The organism is Kaistia sp. MMO-174 (assembly GCF_037147815.1).
GTDB classification, from domain to species: domain Bacteria; phylum Pseudomonadota; class Alphaproteobacteria; order Rhizobiales; family Kaistiaceae; genus Kaistia; species Kaistia nematophila.
Map to the genome: position 1 here is coordinate 203,857 of NZ_JBBCUO010000006.1, position 25,249 is coordinate 229,105.

The 25,249-nt window shown below is 65.5% G+C and carries 37 protein-coding genes; 26 read left to right on the forward strand and 11 right to left on the reverse strand.

Annotated elements, in window-relative coordinates; translation table 11 throughout:
• Positions 1-4: 4 nt before the first annotated feature.
• The 11 genes from ssb to WFK98_RS21935 all read right to left on the reverse strand — a co-directional run bounded on the left by ssb (position 5) and on the right by WFK98_RS21935 (position 8,337).
• On the reverse strand, positions 5-514 hold the full coding sequence (gene ssb, locus WFK98_RS21885) for a single-stranded DNA-binding protein (RefSeq protein ID WP_336801749.1): 510 nt from the start codon (positions 512-514) through the stop codon (positions 5-7).
• 11 nt (positions 515-525) lie between these two features.
• Complete coding sequence (locus WFK98_RS21890) at positions 526-1,617, reverse strand: ATP-dependent DNA helicase (RefSeq protein ID WP_336801750.1); 1,092 nt, start codon at positions 1,615-1,617, stop codon at positions 526-528.
• On the reverse strand, positions 1,618-1,821 hold the full coding sequence (locus WFK98_RS21895) for a hypothetical protein (protein ID WP_336801751.1): 204 nt from the start codon (positions 1,819-1,821) through the stop codon (positions 1,618-1,620).
• Positions 1,818-2,408, reverse strand: a complete 591-nt coding sequence (locus WFK98_RS21900) for a J domain-containing protein (RefSeq protein ID WP_336801752.1) — start codon at positions 2,406-2,408, stop codon at positions 1,818-1,820. The genes WFK98_RS21895 and WFK98_RS21900 overlap by 4 nt, the downstream gene beginning before the upstream one ends.
• Positions 2,405-2,674, reverse strand: a complete 270-nt coding sequence (locus WFK98_RS21905) for a helix-turn-helix domain-containing protein (protein ID WP_336801753.1) — start codon at positions 2,672-2,674, stop codon at positions 2,405-2,407. The genes WFK98_RS21900 and WFK98_RS21905 overlap by 4 nt, the downstream gene beginning before the upstream one ends.
• A 64-nt stretch (positions 2,675-2,738) precedes the next feature.
• The gene (locus WFK98_RS21910; RefSeq protein ID WP_336801754.1) at positions 2,739-3,905 is read right to left on the reverse strand and encodes a hypothetical protein; all 1,167 of its coding nucleotides are present in this window, start codon (positions 3,903-3,905) and stop codon (positions 2,739-2,741) included.
• Between the two features lie 62 nt (positions 3,906-3,967).
• The gene (locus tag WFK98_RS21915; protein WP_336801755.1) at positions 3,968-4,540 is read right to left on the reverse strand and encodes a hypothetical protein; all 573 of its coding nucleotides are present in this window, start codon (positions 4,538-4,540) and stop codon (positions 3,968-3,970) included.
• 56 nt (positions 4,541-4,596) lie between these two features.
• A complete protein-coding gene (locus WFK98_RS21920; RefSeq protein WP_336801756.1) occupies positions 4,597-5,199 on the reverse strand; it encodes a 3'-5' exonuclease in 603 nt (200 codons plus the stop codon).
• Positions 5,196-5,960 (reverse strand): hypothetical protein, encoded by a 765-nt coding sequence (locus tag WFK98_RS21925; RefSeq protein ID WP_336801757.1) that lies wholly within the window; start codon positions 5,958-5,960, stop codon positions 5,196-5,198. Before WFK98_RS21925 ends, WFK98_RS21920 begins: the two co-directional genes overlap by 4 nt.
• Before the next feature lie 3 nt (positions 5,961-5,963).
• Entirely contained in the window at positions 5,964-6,911 is a 948-nt protein-coding gene (locus tag WFK98_RS21930) for a YqaJ viral recombinase family protein (RefSeq protein ID WP_336801758.1), read from the reverse strand.
• 733 nt (positions 6,912-7,644) lie between these two features.
• Positions 7,645-8,337, reverse strand: coding sequence for a LexA family protein (locus WFK98_RS21935; RefSeq protein ID WP_336801759.1), 693 nt, complete (start codon positions 8,335-8,337; stop codon positions 7,645-7,647).
• 59 nt (positions 8,338-8,396) lie between these two features.
• Between WFK98_RS21935 and WFK98_RS21940 the strand changes: the two genes are divergently transcribed.
• The 26 genes from WFK98_RS21940 to WFK98_RS22065 all read left to right on the forward strand — a co-directional run bounded on the left by WFK98_RS21940 (position 8,397) and on the right by WFK98_RS22065 (position 25,240).
• Positions 8,397-8,780 carry a hypothetical protein gene (locus tag WFK98_RS21940; protein WP_336801760.1) on the forward strand — a complete coding sequence of 128 codons (384 nt, stop codon included), beginning with the start codon at positions 8,397-8,399 and terminating at the stop codon, positions 8,778-8,780.
• A gap of 9 nt (positions 8,781-8,789) precedes the next feature.
• A complete protein-coding gene (locus WFK98_RS21945) occupies positions 8,790-9,203 on the forward strand; it encodes a hypothetical protein (protein WP_336801761.1) in 414 nt (137 codons plus the stop codon).
• 109 nt (positions 9,204-9,312) lie between these two features.
• Complete coding sequence (locus WFK98_RS21950) at positions 9,313-9,624, forward strand: hypothetical protein (protein WP_336801762.1); 312 nt, start codon at positions 9,313-9,315, stop codon at positions 9,622-9,624.
• Positions 9,621-10,175, forward strand: coding sequence for a hypothetical protein (locus WFK98_RS21955; protein WP_336801763.1), 555 nt, complete (start codon positions 9,621-9,623; stop codon positions 10,173-10,175). The genes WFK98_RS21950 and WFK98_RS21955 overlap by 4 nt, the downstream gene beginning before the upstream one ends.
• A gap of 48 nt (positions 10,176-10,223) precedes the next feature.
• The gene (locus tag WFK98_RS21960; RefSeq protein WP_336801764.1) at positions 10,224-12,425 is read left to right on the forward strand and encodes an AAA family ATPase; all 2,202 of its coding nucleotides are present in this window, start codon (positions 10,224-10,226) and stop codon (positions 12,423-12,425) included.
• Positions 12,418-12,915, forward strand: a complete 498-nt coding sequence (locus WFK98_RS21965; protein ID WP_336801765.1) for a hypothetical protein — start codon at positions 12,418-12,420, stop codon at positions 12,913-12,915. The genes WFK98_RS21960 and WFK98_RS21965 overlap by 8 nt, the downstream gene beginning before the upstream one ends.
• On the forward strand, positions 12,909-13,223 hold the full coding sequence (locus tag WFK98_RS21970) for a hypothetical protein (RefSeq protein ID WP_336801766.1): 315 nt from the start codon (positions 12,909-12,911) through the stop codon (positions 13,221-13,223). Before WFK98_RS21965 ends, WFK98_RS21970 begins: the two co-directional genes overlap by 7 nt.
• A 306-nt stretch (positions 13,224-13,529) precedes the next feature.
• Positions 13,530-13,811: a hypothetical protein gene (locus WFK98_RS21975; protein WP_336801767.1), complete on the forward strand. Its 282-nt coding sequence runs from the start codon at positions 13,530-13,532 to the stop codon at positions 13,809-13,811.
• Positions 13,812-14,079: 268 nt separating this feature from the next.
• Complete coding sequence (locus WFK98_RS21980; protein ID WP_336801768.1) at positions 14,080-14,259, forward strand: hypothetical protein; 180 nt, start codon at positions 14,080-14,082, stop codon at positions 14,257-14,259.
• Positions 14,259-14,501: a hypothetical protein gene (locus WFK98_RS21985; protein ID WP_336801769.1), complete on the forward strand. Its 243-nt coding sequence runs from the start codon at positions 14,259-14,261 to the stop codon at positions 14,499-14,501. The genes WFK98_RS21980 and WFK98_RS21985 overlap by 1 nt, the downstream gene beginning before the upstream one ends.
• On the forward strand, positions 14,501-14,689 hold the full coding sequence (locus WFK98_RS21990) for a hypothetical protein (RefSeq protein ID WP_336801770.1): 189 nt from the start codon (positions 14,501-14,503) through the stop codon (positions 14,687-14,689). The genes WFK98_RS21985 and WFK98_RS21990 overlap by 1 nt, the downstream gene beginning before the upstream one ends.
• A 68-nt stretch (positions 14,690-14,757) precedes the next feature.
• Entirely contained in the window at positions 14,758-14,976 is a 219-nt protein-coding gene (locus WFK98_RS21995; RefSeq protein WP_336801771.1) for a helix-turn-helix domain-containing protein, read from the forward strand.
• Entirely contained in the window at positions 14,973-15,275 is a 303-nt protein-coding gene (locus WFK98_RS22000) for a hypothetical protein (RefSeq protein ID WP_336801772.1), read from the forward strand. Before WFK98_RS21995 ends, WFK98_RS22000 begins: the two co-directional genes overlap by 4 nt.
• Positions 15,268-15,993, forward strand: coding sequence for an exonuclease domain-containing protein (locus WFK98_RS22005; RefSeq protein ID WP_336801773.1), 726 nt, complete (start codon positions 15,268-15,270; stop codon positions 15,991-15,993). The genes WFK98_RS22000 and WFK98_RS22005 overlap by 8 nt, the downstream gene beginning before the upstream one ends.
• Positions 15,990-16,400 (forward strand): hypothetical protein, encoded by a 411-nt coding sequence (locus WFK98_RS22010; RefSeq protein WP_336801774.1) that lies wholly within the window; start codon positions 15,990-15,992, stop codon positions 16,398-16,400. Before WFK98_RS22005 ends, WFK98_RS22010 begins: the two co-directional genes overlap by 4 nt.
• A 248-nt stretch (positions 16,401-16,648) precedes the next feature.
• Positions 16,649-17,125, forward strand: coding sequence for a hypothetical protein (locus tag WFK98_RS22015; protein WP_336801775.1), 477 nt, complete (start codon positions 16,649-16,651; stop codon positions 17,123-17,125).
• A gap of 125 nt (positions 17,126-17,250) precedes the next feature.
• On the forward strand, positions 17,251-18,630 hold the full coding sequence (locus tag WFK98_RS22020) for a DUF4942 domain-containing protein (RefSeq protein ID WP_336801776.1): 1,380 nt from the start codon (positions 17,251-17,253) through the stop codon (positions 18,628-18,630).
• The gene (locus tag WFK98_RS22025) at positions 18,627-19,046 is read left to right on the forward strand and encodes a hypothetical protein (RefSeq protein ID WP_336801777.1); all 420 of its coding nucleotides are present in this window, start codon (positions 18,627-18,629) and stop codon (positions 19,044-19,046) included. The genes WFK98_RS22020 and WFK98_RS22025 overlap by 4 nt, the downstream gene beginning before the upstream one ends.
• Positions 19,046-21,415 (forward strand): DNA cytosine methyltransferase, encoded by a 2,370-nt coding sequence (locus WFK98_RS22030; protein ID WP_336801778.1) that lies wholly within the window; start codon positions 19,046-19,048, stop codon positions 21,413-21,415. The genes WFK98_RS22025 and WFK98_RS22030 overlap by 1 nt, the downstream gene beginning before the upstream one ends.
• Complete coding sequence (locus tag WFK98_RS22035; protein WP_336801779.1) at positions 21,412-21,678, forward strand: hypothetical protein; 267 nt, start codon at positions 21,412-21,414, stop codon at positions 21,676-21,678. The genes WFK98_RS22030 and WFK98_RS22035 overlap by 4 nt, the downstream gene beginning before the upstream one ends.
• A 1-nt stretch (position 21,679) precedes the next feature.
• Entirely contained in the window at positions 21,680-21,985 is a 306-nt protein-coding gene (locus tag WFK98_RS22040; protein WP_336801780.1) for a hypothetical protein, read from the forward strand.
• Positions 21,986-22,170: 185 nt separating this feature from the next.
• Positions 22,171-22,659: an XF1762 family protein gene (locus tag WFK98_RS22045; RefSeq protein WP_336801781.1), complete on the forward strand. Its 489-nt coding sequence runs from the start codon at positions 22,171-22,173 to the stop codon at positions 22,657-22,659.
• Positions 22,634-22,972 (forward strand): hypothetical protein, encoded by a 339-nt coding sequence (locus WFK98_RS22050; protein WP_336801782.1) that lies wholly within the window; start codon positions 22,634-22,636, stop codon positions 22,970-22,972. Before WFK98_RS22045 ends, WFK98_RS22050 begins: the two co-directional genes overlap by 26 nt.
• Positions 22,969-24,474: a hypothetical protein gene (locus tag WFK98_RS22055; RefSeq protein ID WP_336801783.1), complete on the forward strand. Its 1,506-nt coding sequence runs from the start codon at positions 22,969-22,971 to the stop codon at positions 24,472-24,474. Before WFK98_RS22050 ends, WFK98_RS22055 begins: the two co-directional genes overlap by 4 nt.
• Positions 24,475-24,476: 2 nt before the next feature.
• Positions 24,477-24,791, forward strand: coding sequence for a hypothetical protein (locus tag WFK98_RS22060; protein WP_336801784.1), 315 nt, complete (start codon positions 24,477-24,479; stop codon positions 24,789-24,791).
• The gene (locus tag WFK98_RS22065) at positions 24,791-25,240 is read left to right on the forward strand and encodes a hypothetical protein (RefSeq protein ID WP_336801785.1); all 450 of its coding nucleotides are present in this window, start codon (positions 24,791-24,793) and stop codon (positions 25,238-25,240) included. Before WFK98_RS22060 ends, WFK98_RS22065 begins: the two co-directional genes overlap by 1 nt.
• Positions 25,241-25,249: the final 9 nt, after the last annotated feature.

The following is a 25,249-nucleotide window of genomic DNA, read 5'->3' on the forward strand; positions in this document are numbered from 1 at the left end:
ACCGTCACCGCCATTCCGGGGCGAATGGGATGTCGTCGTCGATGTCGGCCGAGTAGCCGCTCGACGGGCGCCCGCCACCGCTGTAGCTGCTGGACGACTGCCCGTTGCCACCGCTGGACGCGCTCGACCGCTGCGACGAACCGCCGGACGAGCCGCCGCCGTCGTCCTTTGAGCCGAGCAGATAGACGGTCCCTCGAAAAGCGGTGACGACGACCTTCGTCGTGATCCGCTTGACCCCGTCCTTCTCCCATTCCTCGTTCTGCAGCTCGCCCTCGACGCCGACGAGAGAGCCCTTGCGTAGGTATTGCTCGATGACGTTCTTGACCAAGGAGTTGTTGAGCACCTTGATCCGGTGCCATTGCGTCTTCTCTTTGCGCTCGCCGGTCTGCTTGTCGCGCCATGTGTCGGAGGTTGCGACCGAGAACTCGCACATTTGGTCGCCGCTCTGAAATGTCCTCATCTCCGGGTCGCCACCCATGCGGCCGACGATGATCACCTTGTTGATGCCTGCCATTTTCCGGCCTTTCAGATTGCAACGATGACGCGCTCGGCGGCGCGTGTAAGGGCGGTGTAGAGGTGCTTGGCCGCGTCTTCGCGGAACACGCGGCTCTCGTCGAAGATGAGGACGCTCTGCCACTGCGAGCCTTGGGCCTTGTGAACGCTGAGCGCATAGGCGAAATCGAACGGCTGATAGGCGCGCTGCTCCTGCCAATGGAGCTCCTTCTCCCGCCCATCGAGCCAGGCGTGATGCGTCCGCACCTCCACGGCGTTGGGCATGCCGGCGTCGATCGGCTGGACGACCATCTCGGTCTCGTCGATGTCCTGATAGGAAACCTCGTCGACTTCCCAGAGCGCTCCGTTCAGCAGGCCCAGGTCCTTGTCGTTGCGGAGCGAAACGACGCGGTCGCCGGGAACGAAGCGACCTTCGCGACCGAGAAGCCTCCGGATCCGCTCGTTGGTGACCCTGCGCGTCTTGTTCGTGCCGCAGAGAACCTGGTCGACGCCCAGCACCATCTTCTGGCCGACCTGATCGCGGCGGACGACGAGGCTGGTGCCATAGGATCCGAGCTCAAGCCTGCCGCCCTGACGCACCTTGGTCGCGAGCTGCAGCACCGGATTGCCAGCTGCTTGGCGGTGAACCTCGGTCAGCATGAAATCGGGCGCGCCGGCGGTGAAGAAGCCTTCACCGCTGACCGGCGGAAGCTGGGCCGGATCGCCCAGGACGAGGATCCGCTGGCCGAACGAAAGCAAGTCGCGGCCAAGCTCCTCGCCGACCATCGACACCTCGTCGATCACGATCAGGTCGGCGTTGCAGGCCGGGCTATCCCTCGTGTTCAGCACGAAGGTCGTCAGGCCTCTGGCGTCCTGTTCCGCGCGATAGATCAGCGAGTGGATGGTTGACGCCTTCGCGCATCCTTTCGAGCGCAGGACGAGAGCCGCCTTGCCGGTGAAGGCGGCGAAGACGACCTTACCGGCATCCTCCGCCAACCGCTTGGCGATCGTCGTCTTGCCCGTTCCAGCATAGCCGGCGAGGTAGAAGACCTGCCTAGCCGAGGGGTCGGCCAGCCAGGCCGAGACGGCCTTGATGGCGGCGTCTTGCTGCGGGGAGAGTGCCATCTATCCCATCTCCATCAGCAGCTCGTCGGCGCCGTAGACGGCAGCCTCGCCGCAAGACTGGCATTCGTATTCGCGGGCGTCGGGCTCGCAACCATCGGCTTCCTCACCGCAGGCGATGCAGAGGCCGGGATTGTCGAGGCTGAGCATCCGCCGCTCGACAGCGTGCTCGACCCGGCGGCGGGTAATGGTGGGATGCAGCTTCATTGCGCCGCCTCGGCCAGCGCTTCGTCGCGCGCGCGGTTGAGTTCGGCCATCGCCTCGGTCGAGCCGCCGGGCATATCCGGGTGCCGCTTTTTCGACAGATCACGGAAGGCATTCTCGATCGTGGCCTTCGCGATATTGACGGTCGGCACGCGCTCAAGTCCGAGGACGGTCTTCCAACTGGGCGGACCGGCCGGCGCCGGCAGTGCAGCGAAGCCAGCGAAGCTCGCTCGGACGAGCGCCAGCGTGCCGTGACGAAGCTCCACGCGTCGCGCCTCGATGATGAGGTGGATAGCTTGCAGGTTCGCTTCGACCGACACGTAGCGGTCGACGGGAATGCAGACCTGCAGGCCATCCCAGACGAACCAGACCGCGACCCCAGCGTCGGCCGGCTTCATCGCGCCGAGCGTGACGTTGGAAGAGATCACCAGACCGTCGATCCTCTTGCCGCTATCGCGGGAGAAGAGGCGAAGGCTCTCCTCGACGTTCTTCAGCGCGCCGGCAAGAGATGTCCGGAACGCGCCCTTCTCACGGTTCTTGGCTCGGGGGAAGGTGGGCGGCCAGGATAGGGGAAAGCCGGCGGCGCTCATGCTGCACCGCCCTTGAAGCTCTCTTCGCCGGTCAGGACGGCGGTGGTGATGCCCAGAACCCGAGCCGCGAGCATGAGCTGCACGGCGGTCATTGCGCTGTTGCCGCTTTCGAAGCGGGCGATCATATGGGTCGACACGCCGAGGCCGGAGGCCAGCTTGTCGCGCGACCGACCGGTCGAGGCCATGAACGCGGCCAGGCGAACGCCGATCATTCGGTTGACCTCGGGCGCATCATCCGGCCCGAGCTTCCTGTCGATTGCTGTCATGCTCGAAGTCCTGTCTGAGGAGGTGGCGCGGGCTCCCTGGCCCGCGCCGGTGGCCCGGATCGGCCTAGGCGCCGGTGAAGCCGCGCACCCAAGCGTCAGCGAGGGGCTCGAACCCCTCGGCCTTCCACTCGGGCGGCAAAGCCTTGCGGCTCATGCCCTTGGCCTTAGCTTCCTCGCCGCGCTGGAACGCGCCCTCGATCTCGGCATCGGTGAAGGTGCGGGGTTCGGCGCCGGCCGCGCCCTCGTCATCGGTCGGGCCGTCGTCGGGAGAGCGGCGGTCTTCGCCAGAGCTGATCTGCGCCTGTTCCGCCTCGGCCGCGTTGTGGGTGGTCGTCCTGCCGGAGCCGGCAGCGGGCTTCTTGTGCTCGGCGCTGTCGTCCCGGTTGGCGCTCGCGGCTCCCTCGGCGATCTTGCCGAGCTTGGCGGCCGTGCCCTTTGCAGCTTCGACCGCCTTGTCTCCTTCGACCTTCGCCGGGAAATAGTCCTCCACCTTCTGCTCGCCGCCCTTGATGGCCTTGTGCATCGCGGTGAGCGTCGCGAGCTGGTCCAAGCCGACATCGTCGAGACCGCCGACCTCCAGGGCCGCAAAAATCTGTTCGGGCTTCACGCCCCAGACGGCGAACGCCTTGATCGCGTCGTCGCGACGAACCGCCAGCGTTTTGATGTCGCCTGCGATCACCCCCTCGCACCGCTCGTAGGCCTTACGCCAGACCGCCTTCGGAATGCCTTTGAGGATGGCCTCACGCATTGCGATCGAGGCCGCCGCGTTGCCCGTCACGGTGATCATGTCGTCGTTGAAGATGCGGCCGTTCTTGTCGCTGATGCGGCGCCGGATCTGCGCGGTGCGCTTCATGCCTGTTTCGAGATCCAGGAAGACGCCCTCCGCGATCACGACCTTCTCGAACCGGTCGACGGCGACGATCCTGGAGCCGGTGTGGCAGTTGCCCCACTGGCTGGCGACGATCTCTGCGAACCGGATCGAAGGGCCCTTGATGGGCTTGCCTCCACGCGGCAGGGCATAGACGCTCTCTTTCGCCGCCTCTTCGTCGAGCGTCGCGAGGCTCATGATGTTCTGCACTGCCTGCGTGATCGATCGCGGAAACGCCTTTGCCGTCGTCACCGCCTGATTGAGCTCTGCCTGTGCCAACTGCACGGCGAGCGGCTGGGCTGTCTCGGTGAACAGGATCACTTCCCCGGTCTCGGGGTCGATCTTCTCGATGTCCTGGGCCACGTTGGGCCTCCATTTTCACGTCGGGAGGGGAAGCCGGGGCGCGATGGCGCCCTCGGCGCTGGTCATCCGGCGGCGCGGGCCTTGCGGACGGCTTTTCCGGACGAGGCCGGCGGCGATACGGCTGCCGCTTCGCCGCCCGGTGCCGGCCCTTCCTTGGTCTTCAGGACCTTGCCGCTGACCGTCTCGATGCGATCGAAGCGGGCATAGAGGGCCACAGGGCCACTCGGCCGAGCTTCGTCGGCGGCATCCGGGATAATCAGCGCGCCGTCGCTGTCGCGGATCGTGAAGCCCTCCGGCAGTTCGGACGGCATATCGGCGCTCGGCTCGACGACCGGCTCGGGCAGCACTTCTGCCTCGTCCGCATGAACGGCGCCGGCCGTGGTCCGGAAGTCGTGAAGCGTGCCGGTGGATGCGAGCCCGGCCTTGATGTCGGCGGCGCGAGCGCTCACGCGCTGCGCCTGGGACGGGTCGGTGAAGTCGATCTTGATGGCGTGCTTCAGCAGAAGCCGGCCGCTGGAGAAGCGAGCGCCGAACGCGTCCGTCTCTGCAAGCACCGCGTTGATCATCACGCCGGCGGTCGGCTGATTGGGCGTCCACGACGCGGCAATCTTTAAAGCCTGGACAGTCTTCGCCATGGGTCTCTCCTCGTGGCTGTTACAGGGCATGTCGGGGAAGGTTCGGGAGACCGGTGCTACGGCCGGTTCTTCGCGTAGTGGACCGCTGGCGCCGGCAGGGCGCCCAGCTCGTGCAGCTTCAGGAAAATGGCGAGCGCGTCTTCGGCGTCGCCGAGCGCGTCGTGCGCGCCGGATCGGGCAATGCCGAAGTGCGCGCAGCAGTCCGAGAGCTTGGGATAGCCTCGGCTGGATCCGGCCTTCTGCACCCCGAGTTTCATCATCGGCCGCATGACGCAGATATTCCGCGTCCGCTCGAACAGGTCCGGGCGACCAGACCGCCGAAGTTCGGCTCGCATCACCTTCGTGTCGAATTGGGCGTTGAACGCGACGACGACACGGCCTTCGTCAATGGCCTGCTCGTAGGTGTCGAGGATCATCTCGACGTCGGTCCCATGCTCGCGAAGGAACTGGTCGGTGAGGCCGTTGACGGCGCTCGCGCCGGCCTCCATGGACCAGCCGTTGGGGCGGACGTAGGCCCCTTTGCGTCGCGGCGTGGCGCCGACATGATCGAGGTAGATCAGGCCGACTTGAGCGAGGTGCGGCTGCCCCGGCGCGTCGGCCGGTTGGGTGAAGTCGAACAGGCCGGATGTCTCGGTGTCGAGGATCAGGAAGCCGCTCATCGGAACGCCGCCTTGGTCTCCTGGAAGACCTCCACGCCGACGAGGCTGGTGTTGCCCTTCTGGACCCGAACCATCGAGCGGATGCCCGCCTCGACGTGATCGCGGTTGAGGAACGGGCGGAGCTTGTTCAGATCGATCGCATCATAGTCGGCGATGCGGAAATCCCACTTCGCCGAGGCGGTCGCGACGCCGCCGCCGGCGACGCGAGTGCGGACGACGTCGGCAGCCGACGTGCTGCTCGTTTCGATGGCTTCCGCGCGCTCGGCAAGCGCCTCCGCGCGATCCTCGGCGCGACCTGCGACGGCGGTCCGGCCCGCCGCCTCGGCCTCCTGCGCTTTGCGCCGCGCGTCTTCTTCCTTTTCACGCAGCTTGCGAGCCTCTTCTTCGCGTTCGCGCTTCTCCTGCGCCTGCCTCTCCCGAACATACGTGTCGGCGGCGCTCTGGAGCGGCGCGATCGCAGCCGTCACCCGATCAGCCATCGCGTCGAAGTGCGCCTTGATCGACTTCTGCGCCTTGAACAGAGGGTCGGTCTCGTCCTTGCGGGCTTCCTCAACCTGCTTGCCGATCTGGCGGGCGCTGATGATCAGTTTGCCGAGGGCCTTGAAGTCCTCCTCGGTCTTGCACTTCGCCGGCGTCTTGCTGAAGAGCTCAACGGCGTCGCCGACGAGCTTTTCAAGGTCGCGAAAGTCATTCGCGAGGACGTCCGCCAGCGGCGCCTTGTTGTGGCCGAAAATCTGTTCGGCGACGGGTTTCCGTTCCATCGTCTATCGTGCCTTTTCGTTGGGGTAGCGAAGCGCGCGGATGGTCTTGGGCTCCACGAAGAAGCCGGCGCGCTTCTGCGGCTTCCATGTGATCTTCTGGCCGCCGGGGATGTGCGCGACTTGGGCGTCGCGCATCTTCGATTTGATCTCGGTATCGATCGCCTCGACCTGGCGGTTGGCCGTGGCAATCGCGTCCCGGTAAAAGGCGCGCTCGGCCACGAGCGTCGGGATACGGTTGTCCGCCGAGAGGTCGACCTCGGTTGCTTCGTCACCTTGGGCGTAGATGCGATCGAGAACCTCACCATCGCGGCGGTAGTCGACAGGAGGCTCCTCGCCGGCGGCGACCAACCGCCAGAACTCAGCGGCCTTGACTTTCATGGCCTCGACGACGCCGGGGACGAGCGGGATGTCGATCAGCGGCATCTCGAGGCCGTGGCCAATCACCAGAGGGGCAACAGCCGCCCAGGAACTGGACGTCAGATAGGCTTCCAGGGTCGCCTGCAGGGCTATCCAGAGCGGCGGCTGCGGCTCGTCGACGTCCGCGTCATGCCACTTGTGACGGAAGACCGAAGCCTCGACGCTCTTGATCTGGATGACCCCTCGACCGCGATCTGGGGCGTTGACGATGACGTCCGGGGTGCCGCCGAGCCTCGCGGCGGGGTCTCTGAAATAGATATTGGCGGCGGCGTTGTGCTCGACCTTCCACTTTGGGAAGCGCTCGCGCAGGAGCTGGACGGCGACGGGCTCAAGCAGGCGTCCGCGCTGCATTGCCGGCGTTTCCTCGCTGGATCTCGCCAAGCGGCCGGTCTTCGTGGCCCAAATCTCGAAGGTCGTCAGAAACTCGTGCTCTCCGAAGAGAGCGCCAATCTGAGAAGCGGTCACATCCTGTCCACGAGCGGCCAGCCATGCGGACCGATTGCGCGGACGGATCATTTCAATGTCGCTGGTCACTGGGCCGCTCTTCTCGCCGTCGTTTCTTGGAGGGGCTTGCACGGCCCGCGAGGCGTCGGTTTCATGGAGATCCTGGCCGGCGCCGTAGCCATCGACCGAGCCTGGCTGGAGAGCTCGGCAATAGACGCCGAGCCAAATCCGCTCGCGACCAAGATCCGAACACAGGCCTCGTCGTCTGTAAGATCAATGCTCGCGGCGCGAAGCGTTGCGGCCATCTGATCTTGAATAATCGCGCGAGTGATCGCGGCAAGATCGTCGCTTGCAATGTGGTGTCTGACGCTGTTCTTAGACATTTCTGCCCCCTAGGCTAATTATGCTTCGGCATGATGGGGCTCAGACGCGAGTATTGTCTCGCAGTCCGAATTTTATGCTGACCTTATGGTTAGCAATCTCGAAGGATGTGCTGCCGAGGGCCGGCGTCAGGCGCGGCTCGTCTGGCTTTCTGCATCGGGTCGCCTCCAATCAATCCACCCTGGCGCGCCGCAATCAGGTTCGGCGCTTCGGTCACTGATTGGATTTAAAACTCCTTAATGGAGATTAGCAACCTATTAATTGGATTTAATCCCACTGAAAATGTGCGTTACCGGCGTTGACGGTGGCGCGGTCAGGGGCTACGTGCGCGGGCTGCGCATGACACGCGGGCGGGATGCGCGCGCGGATAGAAATAAATATAATAAAAAAGGGGAAGGGGTTTATACCCCTTCCCCCTTACATAAATATTCGAATTTCTAGATTAGTTGGATGATCCAAAAACTCGGAAGGTACTAATCACGCGCCCGATGATTTCACAGTCATCGATCGGTACTGAGATCGGATCGCCTTTCAGCGGGCGGGAAGCGAGCGACTTCCCCGAAACAACCTTGATGGAGATCTCTTCAGACCCGTTTGCCTCGACTTGCTTTGCCAGCACGACGTCGCCATCGCGGGGCTGGGCCTGTTCGCCCGTTAGGATCGTGATGATGGACCCGTCAAGGATCCCCAGGCCGCCGGCATGATCTCCTCGAACGAGATAGGCCTGCAGTCGATCAGCATCGAACCGAGGATCCAGGGGGATCGGAAGCGGCGCAGTTGGAAGCCCGGCCGCGCCCGGCGCGCGCCAGGCTCCTGCCTCGGCAATGCCAGAGATTTTCAGGCCTGAAGGCGCACCGACTGGGGCGTCCTGCGTTCCAATCAGGAACTCATAGTCGCACTCCAGAGCCTCGGCGAGAGCAGGCAGCGCCTTCTCGCGGAGCATGTCCTTTTTGCCTATCAGGAGGTCATTCAGATAGCCGCGCTTGAGGTTGGCGCGTCGCTCCGCCTCGAACGGGTTGATGCCCAGATCGTCGAGCCGCGATCTGACGCGAGCGCGCAGGATGTCACCCAACATATCGCCCAATCCTTCAATCAATCCACCAATGGGGCGGATAATAATTTTTATTTGGAACAAGCGCCAGTGTGATTTATCCCCCTTGAATATTGGGATTTAATCCAATTCTATCGGCGGCCATGACACAGCCGCTTGATCCTCCGCTCATCGACGTCGCCCGCAAGGCCATCGCCGCGCTCTTCCAGGCGTACTGCAACGCGACGCGCATGCCCCTCACGCTCGTGTCTGAAGTCGTGTCGGACGACCGGGCGTTCGTCTCCCGCTACCACCGGAGCGACCTGCGTATCAGCTCCTACGACCGGGTGGTCGGGCGCTTCTCGGCACTCTGGCCCGCGCATGTCGCGTGGCCCCGCAGTGTCCCGCGCCCGCCGCCGCTGGAGGTCCCCCCTGAGCTGATGAGCAAGCTCTCGACCCGCGAGATCCGCTACTCGCGCGCGCTTCCACCTCCCTCCAGGTGGACCGCTGACATTCCTCCGCCTGCCTCTGCCAACCCCGAAACGTAGGAGGCCGCAATGGCCAAGAAGATGAAGCCTGCCGATGCCGCCACTGTTCGCGGCGTTGCCGCCTCCGATCTCAAGCGGGTGGTGAAGGACATCAACCGCCACAAGGAGAACGCCAGCGAGAACTCGGGTCTGGCAGGCCAGGCGACGAAGCAGGCGATCGAGCAGTACGGCCTCGATCGGAAGGCCCTCACGTTCGTCGTCGGCCTCTCGCGCAACGAGACCGCGAAGCAGCAAGGGACCCTTCGCGGCGTCCTCGACTATGCCGACAAGCTGGGCATGTTCGATTGGATCGACATGTTCGACGACATGATCCCCACGCTTGAGCGGATCGTGCAGCGCGCGCGCGATCGCGAGGGCGCCACCGAAAAGGGCGATCCCGTCGTGCAGGGCATGCTCGGCACGCAAGCCCCCTCGACCCACTGAACCCGCCGCGCGCACCCCACTCCCCCCTGGGAGATGGCGCGCGGCTGTGGCGGCCCCTCCCGCTCCCCTTCAGTCGGGTTGAAGCGGGAGGGGCTGGACCAAGCCGTTGATGAGCAGCGGCGGTCCTTTTGATTGCAAGGATTTCACCCGCATGATCTCTCAGGTCACTATCAAGATCTCCCAGAACGGCCAGGCCCGCGACATCTGGTTCCTGTTCGAGACCGACCACCACACCCTCTTCGACCTCAACGAGACCTTGGCTGCGGACGGCACCGTCTACGGCTCGCGAATTGATAGCGAGCCGGCTGGAGCCGGTCGCCGGCGCGAGGTGGGACGGAGGGATTGCATCCTCATCCGCGAGGCGATCGTCTCGATCATCCCCCCCGACGTCGCCCTCCTGCCGCCTGAGGCGCACGCATGAGCGCCCCGGGCAAATCGATCTTCTTCATGGACCTGGCCCGTAACGCCGGATGGTGCGAGGGCCGGGTCGGCGAGCGGCCGATCTATGGGTCGGAGCGGCTCGCTCCTGAAGGCAGCGACAGTCCGGCGGTATTCGCCGGCTTGCTCCGGTTCATCGGCGGCCGGCTCCAGGCCTTCAAGCCCAACCTGTTCATCTACGAGGCGCCTCGCGATCCGAGGCACATGGGCGGCCAGACGAACCTTGCCGCGATCCGCATGCTGATTGGTCTGCCGGCCGTTGCCGAGGCGACCGCCTACGCCTGCGGCGTCCTGGATATCCGCGAGGCGGAAGCCGCATCCATTCGCTCGTTCCTCCTGCCGCCGCGCCCGAAGGGCTCCGGCCGCCGGAAGGAAGGGGAGCTCAAGAGCGACGTTTTCAAGCAGATCGTTTCGCTCGGTTACGAGCCCAAGAACACCGACGAAAGCGATGCGATCGCGGGCTGGCTCTACGCCTGCTCGATCCTCGACGGGCGGGTCGGCGCGGCGGCAACGCCGCTCTTCTCACAGACGTGACGGCACCTCTCGCCAACGCGGGAGGGGATTGATTGACCAGGGGCACCGATGACAAACGACAGGGGCGACCAGTTCGCCCAGCACGCCAGGGCGGTCGCGGCTGATTTGTATGGAGAGCCCAACAAGCACCTCTCCAGCAAGGACGAGCTGCGCTTCGGAACCAATGGATCCCTATCGGTCGACGTAAAGGCCGGGACCTTCTTCGACCATGAGGCCAAAGAGGGCGGCGGCGTGCTCTGGGCAATCGAGCGCCAGACGGGCCTTGCAGGAGGAGACGCTGTCCAGTGGCTTCGCGATCACGGATACCACATTGAGGATCGCGACGATGGCTGGCGTCCTACCCACGGCGGCGGCGATCGCGCGCCATCGCGGCATGATCCGGCCGGAAACTGGCTGCCGCCGCAGGTCCCTGACCACGCGCGTCAGACCGCCGTCTACGACTATCGGGAAGCCGACGGCACCTTGCGATACCAGGTCGTCCGATTTGACTGGGACGATGCGGAGAATGCCAAGGGGCACAGCAAGTCCTTCCTGCAGCGCAAGCCGGACCCTTCGAAGCGGAACGGGTTTACCTGGAAGGTGAAAGGCACCGTGCCACTTCCGTACCGGCTGCCGGAGCTGCTGGAGGACATCGCGGACGGGGCCGAGATCTTCATCGTCGAGGGCGAGAAAAAGGCGGACATGCTTCGCGCGATCGGCGTGCCGGCGACCTGCAATAGTGGCGGCGCCGGCAAGTTCCCGGACGACCTGCTCGAATGGTTTCGCGGCGCCAAGGTCACGATCCTGGCCGACAACGATGTTGCCGGTCTTGAGCATCGCGGGATCGTCGGCAACAAGCTTCTCGGTGTCGCGGCCCGCGTTCGAGTGCTGGACTTGCCGGATCTGCCGCTCAAGGGGGGCGTCGATGACTGGCTCCCTGCCGGCGGCAGCGCCGAGCAGCTCTACGCGCTGGCGATCAATGCCAAGCCCTTCGAGGCCGTGCCGTTCCAGAGCCGCTTCGGCGCCGTGCAATGGCTCGACATCAACGAGCCGGGCCCGGTCTATGAGCAACTGATCAAGGGCGTCCTGACCAAGGGCGAGCTATCCTTCCTGCTGGGCGAAAGCCAGAGCGGGAAATCGTTCCTCGCCATCGACATGAACATGGCCGTAGCGCGGGGTGTGGATTGGTTCGGCCGCCGCGTCCGGCGCGGCCTCGTCATCTATCAGGCGGGTGAAAGTGCGACTGGCGTTCGCCGCCGGCGCCTGCCGGCTTATCAGCAGCACTTCGACGTCGCGAACGAGCCGTTGCCCTTCGTGCTGCTGCAATCGCCCTTGGACCTGTATTCGAGCGACGATCCTACCGACCAGTTCATCGAGGAATGCTTGTACTGGCAGAGCCACTATGGCTTGCCGATCGAGCTGATCACGATCGACACGTTCAACAAGGCCACGCCCGGCGCGAACGAGAACGACGGCAAGGACATGGGGCTCGTCCTGGCGCGCTGCGACCGGATCCGGAAGGCGACCGGTGCGCATGTGATGCTGGTCCATCATCTGAATGCTGGGGGCAGCAAGGCGCGCGGACACACCTCTCTTTTCGCGAATGTCGAGAATGTCCTCCTCTGTCGGGTGGTGCCTGACCATGCCGATGCCAGCGGGCGCAAGATCCGAGAGGCGGTCATTGCCAAGCAGAAGGACGGCGAGGACGGCGTCTCGATCCGCTTCGTGCTGCCGCAGGTGAAGATCGGCGTTGATCCCGAAGACGGCCAGGACGTGACCAGCTGCGTCGTCGCGGCGCCAGGCGGCGACGCGAGTGCGAAGCCTTCGGCGACGGGTGCCGTGCAGCTCGGCGGCACCAACGCCAAGGTCTTCCGCATCCTCTACGAGATGCTGGCGGACCAACTCGTCTACAGCCACGCGCCGGCCGAACTCGGGCTGCAGCAGGGCGCCCGGGTCGTCTCCGGCAAGGCCATGACGACGCGCTTCGCCGAGTTGGAGAAGCCCGACAACTTCGACGATCTGACCGAGGACGAGAAGGAGAAGGAGCGCGCGCGGATACGGCAGCAGATCAAGCGCGCCAGGGATCACCTCTACGCAAAGAACATCATTGGGATCCGGAACGATCACGTCTGGGCCACCGGCAAGGCGGTCATGGGTTTCGGCCTGCCGCCAGGCATTCGCCCCCGCCGCCCGCGCGCCGAGGCGACCGATGCGCCGGTCGACGACCTGCCGTTCTCTGACGACGACGTCGAGGCCTTTCTGAATGCCTGATGAGCGCGCGCTGTCGATCGAAGCGAGAGAACTTGCCGACGTCTGGACGCCGAAGATGGTGCGCGAGTGCCTGGTCGAGGCTATCCGGTGGGCGCGGTATCATGCCGGACCGACCGGGCCTGCGGCGGTTCGGTCGACCTTCCCCGCCTTCGTGGCCGGCCCCGAGGACTTCGAGGCCGAAGGCTGGGGCATCCGCGAAAGCGCAGACGATCCGACAGAGCCGCCACCAACCCGAAGGCGGCTATCGCCGCGCGAGGTCTCCCAGCTCACGGACGCGCTTTTCTGGACGACCCGGTACGTCATCGCCGAGCTGCCGACCTCTGCCCTCGTCCTGAACCTCTGGCTGCGCTGCAAGGTCTATCGCCGGAACTTCGACGACGCGATCGCCAGTCGGCAGGAAATGAGCCGCGCCAGCGCGTACCGGTATCGCGACCGGGCAACAGCCGCGATCGCCATGGGACTGACCAGGGACGGTGTCGAGCCATGGTGAGCGACGACGAGATCGAGCGCGATCTGGACCAAGGGCTCGACGAGCCGGCGCTGGCCGACGTGTTCCCTCAGAAGGTCGAGAAGCCACGCATCAACCCGAAACAGGGCCTGGCGGCCATGGTCTATTTCGTCATGGATCTGCGCCTGCGCGGGCAGACGCGTTCCGGTATCGATGCCGACGAGACCTGGGTCCTCCTGAAGCCTGCCGAGTTGGAAATGCTGGAGGATATTGCGGGAACGTTGGAATGGTTCCGACAGCAGCGGGCTATGGAGAAGGCTCGCGCCTCGGGACGTCGGTCATGGAAATGAACCTCGCTCGCTACCTTGCTGGATCCGCCTTTCATGCGCGGACGCTCTATGTCGGAGGCGGTCGGCGGGTCCAGGTCTTCGACAGAACCAAGAGATGGCGCCAGTCCGCGCGCTCGATGCGCGCCGGCGGCAGGACCGACCATCAGATCGCGCACGCGCTTGGCATAACGCGCGAGCTCCTCGATCGGGCCCTTGCATTCGGCTGGCGGTTCTAAATTTTGTTGGATTAAATCCAACTTAACGATGGACAAAAGCCGACATCCTTCGCTAACCTTCAGTCGTTGGATTGATTGAAGGAGCAGCGGAATGATCCGCATCGAAATGGAGCGCCAGCTTCCTCCGCACCTCGCCAAGGCGAAGGGGCGCAACAAGGTGGCGAAGGTTCTGATCCAGACCGAGGCCACGATCGATGAAGCCGTCGACTACGCGCTCGGAGTAGCTGCGTCGGCCGACTATCTCCCCATCATCGAGATCCGCCTTTTCGACTTCGCCACCTATTGCGGCTGGGTCCGCAACGGTGGGATCGCGCCCGCGCCGATCCGAGTGATCGGTCGCGACGAATTCTCCTTCGCCCAGACGCAGGCCTGAGCGCCATGCGTATCCCCGCCATCCAGCGTCGCATGCGCGAGCTCGCGACGGCTCACGGCCTGGCCGAGCTTGCGGACCTCGCTGACGCCCTCTCACGGCGCCGCCCTCGGCGGATCGCGCCGGCTTCCAGCACCACGATCACTCCCGCCCTACGCACGGCATTGCGCGCCTATTCCGTAGCGCACCCGCAGATGTCGCAGGTCGAAATCGCTCGGCTCTTCAACGTCAATCCGGGCCGCGTGTCCGAGGCTATCCGAGGGCTCCGGCAATGAGGCGCCTCGTGATCTCGGCCGTCGCCGCGACGTTCCTCGCCGGCTGCGTCTTCCATGCCGTCACGGCGTTCGGCGGCAGCGCCACGGCGGCCACCATCGCCTCGATCTTCGCGGCTGTCTTCACCTTCATTTTGGCCGGCTGCGAGTTGGCGCTTTCTGACGAGGAAAAACCCTGATGTGCCGTCTTTGCGAAACCCGCCTGCTGGCCGACCGCGTCGCGCGCCAGATCAAGAACATCGACGAAGGCGGCGCGGTGAGCTTGGACGCCATCCGCGAGATCCTCGGCGCGGCGTATGGCGAACTGCGGCGCACCATTCAGATCCAGCAGGTGACGATGGGGATGCTGCTGGGCGACCTCGTCGCCGAGGGCGGCGGCATTGACCTTGAGAGCGTGATCCAACGCGAGGGGCGGCACTGATGGTCGCCGCGTCCTTCTGCTCAACCCCGCATGCGATCGCGGCATTGACGGACGCGCGCGAGCGGGCTCGTCAGGGGGTGGATACGTCTGCCGCGCAGGAGGAGGCTGTCGCGTTCATCCTGGACCGTTGCGGTCCCGCGCAACGCCGGCGCGGAAAGCAATGCGTCGACGGCGGGACCGTCGAATGACGGCGCTTCCCATAGCAAGGCCTCGAGCGCCGCTGCCTAAGCCGCGCTCCACAAAGCCCGCTCGGACGGTGTCGCCGATCATCCGCGAGATCTTCGATGAGCTCGACCGGCAGGGCGTGCCCTACAGCGCCGCCGGCAAGCGCGCCGGCTTGGGCGGCCCGCAGCTCTCGCAATGGAAGCACGGCCTGCGTGCTCCCCGATTGGACGACATCGAAGCGCTTGTCCAGGCCTGCGGCTTCCGGCTGCGGCTCGAAAAAATCCCCTCACACGGACCGAAAACCAGATGAGCCATTTCCGCTCGACAATCGATCTTCGACCCGCGCAGACCGACGCCTACCGCTCGGCCGTGATGGAAGCTCTTGAGCGCGCCGGCGGCCCGCAGGGCGTGCATGACGAGGCTGCGGCGATCGCAGCCCTCGCCGCCGTGCAAGGCCATCTGATCGGCAAGATCCGAGACCGAGAGGCCCGACGCGCCATGCAGGCGATGAGCGTCAAGGTCATGGAGGCCAGCACGGCGACTTTCGTCGCGCAGCGTATCGCCGGCGATATCGATGCGCGCGCAGCCGGGAGGGCGGCGCGTGGCTGACCTCTTCCCCAACACCGGCGGCAGTCCGCGCCGCGTCCGCGTGATCGATTTCGAGACGACAGGAACGCCCGAGGACGAAGGCGCCGAAATCATTGAGCTCGGTCGCATCGATGTGGACCTCGTGACGCGCGACATCGGCAATGCCTGGACATCGCTTGCCCGCCCTCGCAGCCCGATCCCGCCCGTCACAATGGCGGTGCACCACATTACCGACGAGGACGTCGCGAGCAGCCCGCAACTGGCGACGCTCTGGCAGCCGTTCTTTGAGGGGTGCGCGCCGGAGGACCTGCTCGCGGCTCATAACGCGCAGTTCGAGCAGCACTTCCACAAGGGGAACGGCCGTGCCTGGATCGACACTTACAAGTGCGCGCTCGTCGTCTGGCCCGATGCCCCGACGCACAGCAACCAGGGCCTGCGCTATTGCCTGGGCCTTGATCTCGATCGCGAGCTCGCGTCGCCGCCTCATCGGGCGCTGCCTGACGCGTATGTGACCGCGCATATCCTCAACCGGCTGCTCGACGAGAAGAGCCCCGACGAGCTCGTCCAGATCTCGAAGTATCCCGCCCTGCTGCGGCGCATCACCTTCGGCACGAAAGCCAAGGGGCAGCTCTTTTCTGAGGCTCCGCTCGACTACCTGGAGTGGATCGCCGCCAAGAGCGACCTGAACGCCGATACCAAGTTCACTGCCCGGTACTGGCTGAAGAAGCGGGGCTGGTGATGGCCCGATATCTTATCAGCTACCGCCGGCCTGGCGAGAGCGTCGAGACTTACGAGATCAGCGGGAAGAGCGAAGCCGAGGCCCGCACTCGCTTCCTCAATCTGGGCTGGGTCGTCTTCACCGAGATCTCCATCATCGCTGCCGAACCGATACTTGCGGTTGAGCCGGCAGCGGATCCGGCGCCGCCGGCCCAGGCGCCGGTCGTTCGCACCGCGCCCCAAAGCCAGCCGCCCGTCGACTGGCGCGCCGAGTGCGACGCCCTCACCGAAGACATCGGCCGGCTGGCTGACCAAGCCCAGGCGGACGATCGCGTAGGTCGACATGCGGCGGCCAAGCGGAAGCGGCAGCGCGCCAAGGATCTCGCTGCCACCCGGGCAGCAATCACCAAGCGAAGCAAGGGGAAGTAACTCATGATCGTGCCATGGATGCTTACCTATGGGACAGATTGGCAGCCGACTGGTCGTCGACGGCATCGCATCGCCAAGATTGGGTTCTGGCCTGACCGTGAAGTGGTCATGGTCCTGCAGCTCGAATTTGAGCGCGACGAGTGGCAGGCCAGCCCGCCAAACGGCCATGTGAGGCCGGCCAACGCACATCGAGTTGCTGTATGGCGTGACGCCACCCCGACCGACCTCTTGCCGGTCGAGGCTGGGCGATGATCCTGACCGACCGCCAGCGGGTCGAGATCCTGCTGCCAGCCCAGATCATGCTCGGCGTTCTGATCGCCGGTGTGCCCGAGGACCAGCAGGCCGGACCTGAGTTCGCAGAATGCCAGCGACACCTGCTCGACGCAGCGAAGGAGCCGGTGGCGGACCTGCTGCCGGGCCAACAGCGCAAAATCCTGAACCGGGTAACGAGGGTCCACCGCGAGGTGTCCGCGCCCTTCACCCCTGAAGGTTCCGAGGTCTCGAAGTTCGGCCTGATCGCCTTCTACTGGATCAAGGCGCTGGTCGACTGCGAGTTCTTCATCTTCGCCGCCGGGTCGTCGATCGACCGGGCCATCGAGCTTTTCATCCCTGCGATCGAGCACGCGGCCCAGATCGAGGCCGTCGACCGCTCTGCGCAAAAGCAGGCCCGCCGGATGATCGGGCATTTCCAGCGTCTCGGATTTTACAGAGGGGTCGTGGCATGACGGCCCTCATCCCTCGCGCGACGGTCGAGGACATCGTTCGCTTCCGCAACGAGGCTATCGCGCTCTACGGCGTTGCATACGAGAAGATCGCGGAAGCGCAGGCGGCGGTCGAGGCGGCGTCCGGCATGGCGCGCCGCGCCTCGCCTGGCATCAACGGCTACAACTATGCCCAGGCCGACGAAGTCGTAGCGTTTCGGAACGCCGTGTCGATGCCGGAGCGCGAACGGTATCTCCGCACGGCGCGTCGGCTGATCGATATCGATGTCTGGGCCTATGTCGTCCAGCGCACCGACCTCGAGCGGCTGATGGATACCGAAGCGAAGAAGAAGCTTCGCGACCAGATGGCCTATATCCCGGAGCGCGTCAGCCGCGACGGCGAGATCATCAACGGCGACGAGATCGCCAAGGGCTTGCCTGAGCCGACCGTCGAGAACATCACGGCGACGATTGAGCAGTTCGTGGCCGACGCCGGCACGATCTTCCGGCGCGGGATCGCGAACGTCTTCTCGAAGCTCGATCGGCGCTTCCGTTCGCATGACGGGTTCAAGGTCGGTTCGCGCGTAATCCTCACCCGCGTGTTTAGCGAGTGGGGACGCTTCAGCTATGGCGAGACGCGCGACAAGCTCGTGGACATCGAGCGCGTCCTCTCTGTCCTCGACGACAAGCCGGAGGCGTCGTTCACATCGGCCCTCAATGCCCTTGAACATGACCGCCGAGGCGGCGGCGCGCGGCAGAGCGAGGTCGAGACCGAATACTTCCTGATCCGGGGCTTCAAGAACGGAAACGCTCACCTATGGTTCAAGCGCGACGATCTTCTGGAGAAGGTCAACAAGCTCTTGGCCGAATGGTACGGGGAGGTCATCGGCGACGGCCAGGCTCAGGAGGCCGATCCACTCAACGAGATTAAGACCACGCCGGCAAGGCGTTACGGCTTCTTCCCCACACCAGCGAGCGCGGCCGAAAAAGTCATCGGTGAGCTCCCTCTGTCGACGCCCAAGGGTGCGCCGGCCTTGCGGGTTTTGGAACCATCGGCCGGGACGGGCAATCTCGCCCGGCTCGCGGCAGCCGAGCAATCCACGTGGAATTGGGAAGGTCGCGAGCGCGTCGAATATGCCTGCCGCGCGATCGTCGATTGCATCGAGATCCAGCCGCACCTCGCCGCCGCCCTCGAAGCGGAAGGCATCTATGGCCGCGTGTTCGCGCGCGACTTCCTCACCCTCTCCCCCGACGTGACCGGCCTCTACGACCGGATCGTGATGAACCCGCCGTTCGATCGGGAGCGGGATATCGATCACGTCAACCACGCTTTGAAGTTCCTCCGGCCCGGCGGCGTTCTGATCGCGATCATGTCGGCCGGCACCGAACACCGCACCACGCGCAAGGCGGTGGCCTTCCGCGCGCTCATGGAAAGCCTGCGCGCCGACTGGCGCGACCTCCCCGCCGGCTCGTTCTCCGAGGTCGGCACCAACGTCAACACCCTCTTCGTGAAAGTGAAAAAGCCATGACGGACCGGACGTCACCGCGCGCGCTCGCGAGCGATGCGCTCCTCGAGAGCGCAGAACGAGTTCTTGGCTATGACATTCGGGGCGAGGCGCCGGCATATACCCTCGGGGCGTTGCTCGACCTGGTGGAAGCTATGCGCGCTGACGCAGAGCGTGAGCGGTCGCGTCCCGCTAACACGCTCGCCCTGATCCACCTGCGGACGGGCGGCGGCCCCAGCCATGGCGGCTGGCGCGTCTATCGCTATTTCGCGCTCTACCTGAACGGCATCGAGATCCGGCGCTATTCCGACTTCTCTGCCCTGGACGGCTACGCCGCCGGCCCGGAGCTCGACCGCCGCATCGCTGAGGACGTGCTGACGTTCGAGCGGGCGCTGGGCTGCAAGTCGCTGCGCGGCCGCGCCCGGTCGGAGGCGCTCTGATGGACCTCCTCTCAAGCCTGATCGATGCGCCGCCGGCGCAGGCGAAAAAGACCGCGAAGGGGCTTCCCGCGACGGGTTTCATTCGAGGCGCGCGGATCGCGCCGCCGGCAGCGCCGCCGGCCAAGGCGGGCCCGCGCAGGGTCCGCATCGTCGACAGCTTCGCCGGCGGAGGCGGGGCATCAAACGGCATCGCGCTCGCCATGGAGCAGTTGGCCGGCCTCGGCCTGCTGCCCGGTGGACATCCGATGGATGTCGACTTCGCCGTCAACCACGACGAGGCGGCGCTGGCGATGCACGCAGCCAATCACCCGACCACCGTCCACCTGCCGCACAACGTCTGGAAGGTGAACATGTGCGATCTCCTGGGCGACGACTGGTTCGGACTGCTCTGGCTTTCCCCCGATTGCCGCGACCATTCGAACGCCAAGGGCGGCCCGATCACGTCGAAGTCGGTGCGCGACTTAGCTTGGGTGCTGGTGCGCTGGTTGAAGGAGCTGCCGGACTGGCAGCGGCCTTGGTCGATCTTCCTGGAGAACGTCGGGGCCTTCTCGAAGTGGTCGCCGCTGATCCTCCAGCCGGACGGCACCTATCTGCGCGACAAGGAGCGCGAGGGTGAGATCTTCGCCAGGTTCACCCGCGCCGTCGCCGACTTCGGCTATTCGATCGGCTGGCAGGAGCTGGTCGCCTGCGACTATGGCGACCCCACGATCCGCAAGCGGCTCTACATGGTCATGCGGCGCGACGGTGGACGGACTGACTGGCCGGCGCCGACGCATGGAAATCCCAAGGGGGATGCGGTCAAGGCGGGCCAGCTGGAGCCTTGGCGGGTGGCGGCCGATATCATCGACTTCGGCCAGCCTTGCCCGTCGATCCTCATGACGAAGGACGAGGCGCGCGCCTATACCAAAGCGACGGGCAGCCGGATCATTCGGCCGCTGGCGCCCAAGACGATGGCCCGGATTGCAATGGGCGTGAAGCGGCATGTCCTCGATGCCGCCGAGGCCGACGAGGCGTTCGTCGTCACCTGCAATCACGGTGGCGCTGGCTTCCGAGGTCAGCCCCTCGACGAGCCGTTCGATACCGTGGCTCGGGCGCGTGATGCACACGGCCTTGTCGTGCCGCATGTGGCGGCGTTCCGGGGCGACAGCATCGGGCGCCCTGCGACCGAACCTGTCGCAACCGTCACCGCGAACAGCTTTGTCAAGCGGCCGGGTGGTGCGTCGCCAATCGGCTTGGTTGAGACCGCAATCGTTCCTCACCTGACCACGATGCGGAACTCGGGACGGCCGGACGCCGGCGCTGATGAGCCTGCGCGGACTGTCACCGCCGGCGGCGCGGGTTTGGGCTGGGTCGAAGCCTCGATCGCGCCGTTCGTCTCGCGCGGACAGCACGGCGGCGGCAACCGGCGGGCGGATGTCCCGCACCACACCGTCGCGGCATCTGACGGCGATCAGAACCAGGTCGTCGTGCCGTACCTGGTTCCCCGCTACGGCGAGCGCGACGGCCAAGCGCCGCGCTCGATTGGCGCCGACCGCCCTCTGCCGACGCCGGTCCCAGGCGGCAACCAGGGCAGCCTTGCGGCCGTCTATCTCGCGCAGCACAACGGGGGCGATCGAGCCCCGATTGGCCGTGATGCGTCCGAGCCGCTTTCGACTGCGACGCAGACCGGCTCGCAGCAGACTGTCGTAGCCGCGCACATGCTCTCGCTGAAGGGCAGCGATAGGCGGGACGGCTCTTGTGAAGCCCCGCACGCCGCGATCTGCGCCGGGGGCCAGCACTCGGCGGTGGTGCAGGCGGCATTCGTAAAGCGGGACTTTGGCAACTCGATCGGTCAACCGGCCGAGGAGCCTTTGGGTTCGATCACGGCAGGCGGCGGCGGCAAGGCGGACGTCGTCACGCTGCCTCTGGTGACCGCCTACTATTCCGAGGGAGGCCAAAGCGCTGCAGCCGACGCACCGATGCTCACGGTCCCGACCAAGGCGCGGTTCGGGCTCACCCAAGCAGACGCGACCCCGCCGCCGCTCAGCACCGAGCAGCTCGCCGGCGCCCGGGCCGTCGCTGCCTTCCTTCGTTCGCACGGTTGCTGGGACGACCGCGAAGTCGTCACGCTGCAGATCAAGGGCGTGACCTTCGTCATCGTCGACATCGGAATGCGCATGCTCACGCCGCGCGAGCTGGCCCGCGCCCAAGGCTTCCCCGACAGCTACGTCCTGGCGGCACCCTACAAGGGCGGCGTCCTTTCGGAGACCGAGCAGCGGCACAAGATCGGCAACAGCGTCTGCCGGCGGCCGGCAGCAGCAATCATCGCCGCGAACTATCGGCCCCCTGCGCACTGGTTCTCCGACGAAGCGCTGGAGGCCGCCGAATGAGCACCCTCGTTGCCCGCCTGAGAGAGCGCGCCGTTGCGGCGCGCGCCGAGATCACCGCAACCGGCCTCGCCGACGCGCTGCACTTCGAGGAAGCGGCCAACGAGATCGAGCGGAGAGATGCGGCCTTGAGAGAGTGTCAGGCCGTGCTCGCCATGATCATCGCGCCCAAGGACATACAGCAGACCACCGTCGTCGTCGCCTTCGCTGCTGCGACGGCCGCCGAGGCGAAGGCCCGTTCTTTTCTCACCTCGGAGGCCCGCTGAAATGGCAACCGCCCGGAATAAAGTCGACCTGCAGTTCTCGACGACGCTCACCCTCAACGAGGTGGAGATCCGCGCGCTCGATGCACTGGTCGGCTACGGCGATGACGCCTTCCTGAAGGCGTTCAAGGAGCTCCTCGGGTCCGCTTACATCCGCGACCATGAGCCTGGCTTGCGCTCCGCCTTCGAAGCCATTCGCCGCGACGTCCTCCCGGCTCTCGCCGAGATCAAGCAGGCACGCCGGGATCTCGGCGAAGCGGCGCAGCGCCGTCTCGGTGTCACCGACCGCAGGAGCGCTGACAATGTGTAACGCCTGCGGCTTCCTGTGCTGCGGGTCCGACGAGTTCGCCCGCTGTGGCTGCGATTGGTGCGACGAGCCCGATTGCCGGACCGAAGAAGAGCTCGACGACGATGACGACGGTTACGAGTGCCGTTCGGTGTCGGCGCGCGTCTTCGTTTGCGATGGGCCCGCCCTCGAACAGGGGGGTGCTGAGCATGGCGCGCCTCCGGTCATTCCCAATCGACCTAGAGGGCGCCAATGAGTTTGTCCGGCGCCACCATCGGCATCATCAGCCTGTTGTCGGGCACAAGTTCTCCATCGCAGCGGCAAGGGGCGAAAAGATCGTTGGCGTCGTCATTGTCGGTAGGCCAGTCTCCCGTCACCGCGATGACGGGCTGACGCTGGAAGTCACCCGGCTTTGCACCGACGGCGCCCGCAACGCTTGTTCGTTCCTATACGGCGCGGCTGCGCGGGCGTCGTTCGCGCTCGGCTATGCCCGGCTCGGGACATATATCCGCGCCGACGAGCCGGGGACATCGCTCCTCGCGGCAGGATGGCGAATGGTCGCTGAGGTCTCGGGCCGCTCTTGGGACACGCCGTCGCGCCCCAGAAAGGACAAAACCGACCTATCGCCGCGCCTTCTGTTCGAAGCCCCCTCCCTTACCCCGGAGCCCAATCATGACGACCGCAACACCGCAGATTGAGACGCTATGGACGGAGGACGGCGAGGCATGGGCCGCGCTGATCATCGATCCGCCGGCAGGCTTCGTTCTGCCTTCTCAGGCTGACTTCATCACAGCGGCGCGCGAGCAGGCCAAGATCGTCAGCCTCGACCTGGATGAAGCCTGCCCTGATGGCGATTTTCCTGAGGTCGAGACGCATTGGGTGGTTCGCTCCACGATCGACCCCGACATCGCGCAGGGAATGTCCGAGGACGAAACCGAGCCTCGATATTGGTGGGGCAAGGAAGGTGACGACGACGCAGTCATGGCCATTGGCATGAGGTTCACGACATGACGACCGCAATTGAGCCGAGCGCCGACGAGATCGAGCGGGTGCGAAATGCGATTGAGGAGGCGGCACGCCTTGCAAAGCCGAGGTATCACCCGCCCGGCCGAATTTTCATGGACATGATTTCCCGCGCCGCGATCCTCGCCATGGACCGCCGCGCCGAGGTGGTGGGGGAGCCGGCGGCATACATGCACAAGAATGGCGCGATATGGCGGCTCGACAATTGCCCCGCCGGCATGGATTTCAGCGAGCCGGGCTGGACGGCCCTATATCCGCACGCCTCCCCGCCCGCGCCAGCCGTGGCGCCCCAACTATCCGGAAATCCCGGAGAGTTGCCCGCGCCAGCCGTGGCGGTGCCGGAGGATGTCGAGGATCTGATCGAGCGCCTTCTCGACGCACAGCAGGATATCAACCTCGCGGCAAACGAGCATATGAGCCAGCCGCTTTGCGATGCCTCAGCGTTGATCGATGAGGTGGAGAGGGTTCTACGCAAGCTCGCCGCCGCGCCCGCACCTCCCGCCACCCGGAGCGAAGCGCCGTTCGAGCCCGCCGACATGTTGGAGGGGCGCGAGCCCTGGATCAGCACGCACGAACGGATCGGGGCGGCTGTCGCAGCTCGTTCGATCGCCAAGATGGTGATCGAGTGGTTCGCAGGGCCGAAGCCGAATGACGAAGACGCGCTTTCTCGGCTGATCGAGCGGCGCTTGTCCAGGTTCTCGCCTCCCGCCTCGCGACGCCTATCCAATCCGGTGCCGAGGTCGGCGCTGGTCGATCATCTTCGGTCGGAGTTCTCCAACACCTACGACTGCACCCGCGCCTGGAGCGCGTGGGAGGTCGGCACGATGTCGGTAGACGATTTTGAACCGGTGACGGACCGGGTCGAGCAGATCACGGACGAGCTTCTCGTCCTGCTCTCTGGCTTCCTGCCGGAAGCAGACCCGGCAGAGGTGGACGCGGCTGGCGTCCGCGCCAGTATCCAGGTGGCAACGTGGCCCGCGCCGGCGGCCGTGGCGTGGCGATATCAGCACCTCTTCGGTGACAAGCCGCTGCCGTGGCAATTGACCGATGCCGGCTGGCTCGCGGCCCGTGAGCGCGGCAAGGGGGCGAGGGTCGAGCCTCTGGGCGTGATCGATCCTGCAGCCGATCGCTTCACGCCGGCCGAGCGCGCCTTCTGGGATGCGTCCGTCGACTTCATGAACCGGCGCGTCAAGGTCGAGGACACGCTGCTCGCGGTCGCCGCCGGCAAGCGCGGGCCGATAGAGGCGGCTGAGGCCAAGGAGCTTGCGGTGCGGCTGGGCGTGCCGACGCAGCCAGGTCAGCCCGTTGAGGTGCTGTACACCAACTGGCGCGGCGTGACAGGCGTCCGCTCGATCATCCCGAAAAGCGTCTGGTACGGCTCGACGGAATGGCACCCGGAGCCGCAATGGCTGCTGCGAGCCTTCGACGTCGAGAAGCAGGCCGATCGGGATTTCGCGCTGATCGAATTCGGCGGCGGCAAGGGGACTTAAGCATGGGCAGCGTCAACAACACCGGCGGCTATGTCCTTGGCGTTCGCGAGAAGAGGGCGGACGCGCGCACCAAGCGCGCCGCCGGCGCGGATCTCAACGGCAACTATGACACCCGGCATCGCGCGGTCAGGACGACAGTCCCGCCGGGCGTCGTCGACAACCTGAGGGCGCTCGCCGTCTTCGACGACATCACCATCTCGTCGCTGCTGCGGACCTATATCGCGGATGGCCTGATCCGTGATCGAAAGCGCCTCGAGCGGGCGCGCGCGGCCGAAAGGAAGCAGCGCCAGACCGTGCGCCAGCCGGAGGACGCATAATGCGGATCTTGGTATGCGGCGGCCGCAACTATGGTCGCGTGAAGGGCAACACGTCGAAGGCGGATCGGCCGGCGGCGGAGGCTTTGGCGGCACAGCAGCGCGAGCGGGTCGAGCAGGTGCTGGCGGCCGCTGTCGAGCGCCTCGGCATGCGGGAAATCATCGCCGACAATGGCACCGGCGCCGTCGCCTGCGCTCAGGCCTGGAGCGATCGGAAAGGCTTCCCGATGGGCCTTTATGAGATGGATACCGCTCGCTACGGCAAGACGGCAGAGCCTCTCAACCACGACAGGATGATCCGCGAAGGGAAGCCCGACGCGGTGATCGTCTTCCCCGGCAAATGGGAGACGGAGGATGTGATCGAGAAGGCGACGGCGGCCGGGATCCGCGTTATCGAGATCGATCGCAAATTGCAGAGCAAGGGATCGCACCTTGATGGGCGCGGGCTTTGACAGGGTGGC

Excerpts from the sequence above, each read along its gene's own strand:
- ssb (WP_336801749.1), bottom strand. The coding sequence starts at position 514 with ATGGCAGGCATCAACAAGGTGATCATCGTCGGCCGCATGGGTGGCGAC.
- WFK98_RS21890 (WP_336801750.1), bottom strand. The coding sequence starts at position 1,617 with ATGGCACTCTCCCCGCAGCAAGACGCCGCCATCAAGGCCGTCTCGGCC.
- WFK98_RS21895 (WP_336801751.1), bottom strand. The coding sequence starts at position 1,821 with ATGAAGCTGCATCCCACCATTACCCGCCGCCGGGTCGAGCACGCTGTC.
- WFK98_RS21900 (WP_336801752.1), bottom strand. The coding sequence starts at position 2,408 with ATGAGCGCCGCCGGCTTTCCCCTATCCTGGCCGCCCACCTTCCCCCGA.
- WFK98_RS21905 (WP_336801753.1), bottom strand. The coding sequence starts at position 2,674 with ATGACAGCAATCGACAGGAAGCTCGGGCCGGATGATGCGCCCGAGGTC.
- WFK98_RS21915 (WP_336801755.1), bottom strand. The coding sequence starts at position 4,540 with ATGGCGAAGACTGTCCAGGCTTTAAAGATTGCCGCGTCGTGGACGCCC.
- WFK98_RS21920 (WP_336801756.1), bottom strand. The coding sequence starts at position 5,199 with ATGAGCGGCTTCCTGATCCTCGACACCGAGACATCCGGCCTGTTCGAC.
- WFK98_RS21925 (WP_336801757.1), bottom strand. The coding sequence starts at position 5,960 with ATGGAACGGAAACCCGTCGCCGAACAGATTTTCGGCCACAACAAGGCG.
- WFK98_RS21940 (WP_336801760.1), top strand. The coding sequence starts at position 8,397 with ATGACACAGCCGCTTGATCCTCCGCTCATCGACGTCGCCCGCAAGGCC.
- WFK98_RS21945 (WP_336801761.1), top strand. The coding sequence starts at position 8,790 with ATGGCCAAGAAGATGAAGCCTGCCGATGCCGCCACTGTTCGCGGCGTT.
- WFK98_RS21950 (WP_336801762.1), top strand. The coding sequence starts at position 9,313 with ATGAGCAGCGGCGGTCCTTTTGATTGCAAGGATTTCACCCGCATGATC.
- WFK98_RS21955 (WP_336801763.1), top strand. The coding sequence starts at position 9,621 with ATGAGCGCCCCGGGCAAATCGATCTTCTTCATGGACCTGGCCCGTAAC.
- WFK98_RS21960 (WP_336801764.1), top strand. The coding sequence starts at position 10,224 with ATGACAAACGACAGGGGCGACCAGTTCGCCCAGCACGCCAGGGCGGTC.
- WFK98_RS21965 (WP_336801765.1), top strand. The coding sequence starts at position 12,418 with ATGCCTGATGAGCGCGCGCTGTCGATCGAAGCGAGAGAACTTGCCGAC.
- WFK98_RS21970 (WP_336801766.1), top strand. The coding sequence starts at position 12,909 with ATGGTGAGCGACGACGAGATCGAGCGCGATCTGGACCAAGGGCTCGAC.
- WFK98_RS21975 (WP_336801767.1), top strand. The coding sequence starts at position 13,530 with ATGATCCGCATCGAAATGGAGCGCCAGCTTCCTCCGCACCTCGCCAAG.
- WFK98_RS21980 (WP_336801768.1), top strand. The coding sequence starts at position 14,080 with ATGAGGCGCCTCGTGATCTCGGCCGTCGCCGCGACGTTCCTCGCCGGC.
- WFK98_RS21985 (WP_336801769.1), top strand. The coding sequence starts at position 14,259 with ATGTGCCGTCTTTGCGAAACCCGCCTGCTGGCCGACCGCGTCGCGCGC.
- WFK98_RS21990 (WP_336801770.1), top strand. The coding sequence starts at position 14,501 with ATGGTCGCCGCGTCCTTCTGCTCAACCCCGCATGCGATCGCGGCATTG.
- WFK98_RS22000 (WP_336801772.1), top strand. The coding sequence starts at position 14,973 with ATGAGCCATTTCCGCTCGACAATCGATCTTCGACCCGCGCAGACCGAC.
- WFK98_RS22015 (WP_336801775.1), top strand. The coding sequence starts at position 16,649 with ATGATCCTGACCGACCGCCAGCGGGTCGAGATCCTGCTGCCAGCCCAG.
- WFK98_RS22020 (WP_336801776.1), top strand. The coding sequence starts at position 17,251 with ATGGCGCGCCGCGCCTCGCCTGGCATCAACGGCTACAACTATGCCCAG.
- WFK98_RS22025 (WP_336801777.1), top strand. The coding sequence starts at position 18,627 with ATGACGGACCGGACGTCACCGCGCGCGCTCGCGAGCGATGCGCTCCTC.
- WFK98_RS22030 (WP_336801778.1), top strand. The coding sequence starts at position 19,046 with ATGGACCTCCTCTCAAGCCTGATCGATGCGCCGCCGGCGCAGGCGAAA.
- WFK98_RS22035 (WP_336801779.1), top strand. The coding sequence starts at position 21,412 with ATGAGCACCCTCGTTGCCCGCCTGAGAGAGCGCGCCGTTGCGGCGCGC.
- WFK98_RS22040 (WP_336801780.1), top strand. The coding sequence starts at position 21,680 with ATGGCAACCGCCCGGAATAAAGTCGACCTGCAGTTCTCGACGACGCTC.
- WFK98_RS22045 (WP_336801781.1), top strand. The coding sequence starts at position 22,171 with ATGGCGCGCCTCCGGTCATTCCCAATCGACCTAGAGGGCGCCAATGAG.
- WFK98_RS22050 (WP_336801782.1), top strand. The coding sequence starts at position 22,634 with ATGACGACCGCAACACCGCAGATTGAGACGCTATGGACGGAGGACGGC.
- WFK98_RS22055 (WP_336801783.1), top strand. The coding sequence starts at position 22,969 with ATGACGACCGCAATTGAGCCGAGCGCCGACGAGATCGAGCGGGTGCGA.
- WFK98_RS22060 (WP_336801784.1), top strand. The coding sequence starts at position 24,477 with ATGGGCAGCGTCAACAACACCGGCGGCTATGTCCTTGGCGTTCGCGAG.
- WFK98_RS22065 (WP_336801785.1), top strand. The coding sequence starts at position 24,791 with ATGCGGATCTTGGTATGCGGCGGCCGCAACTATGGTCGCGTGAAGGGC.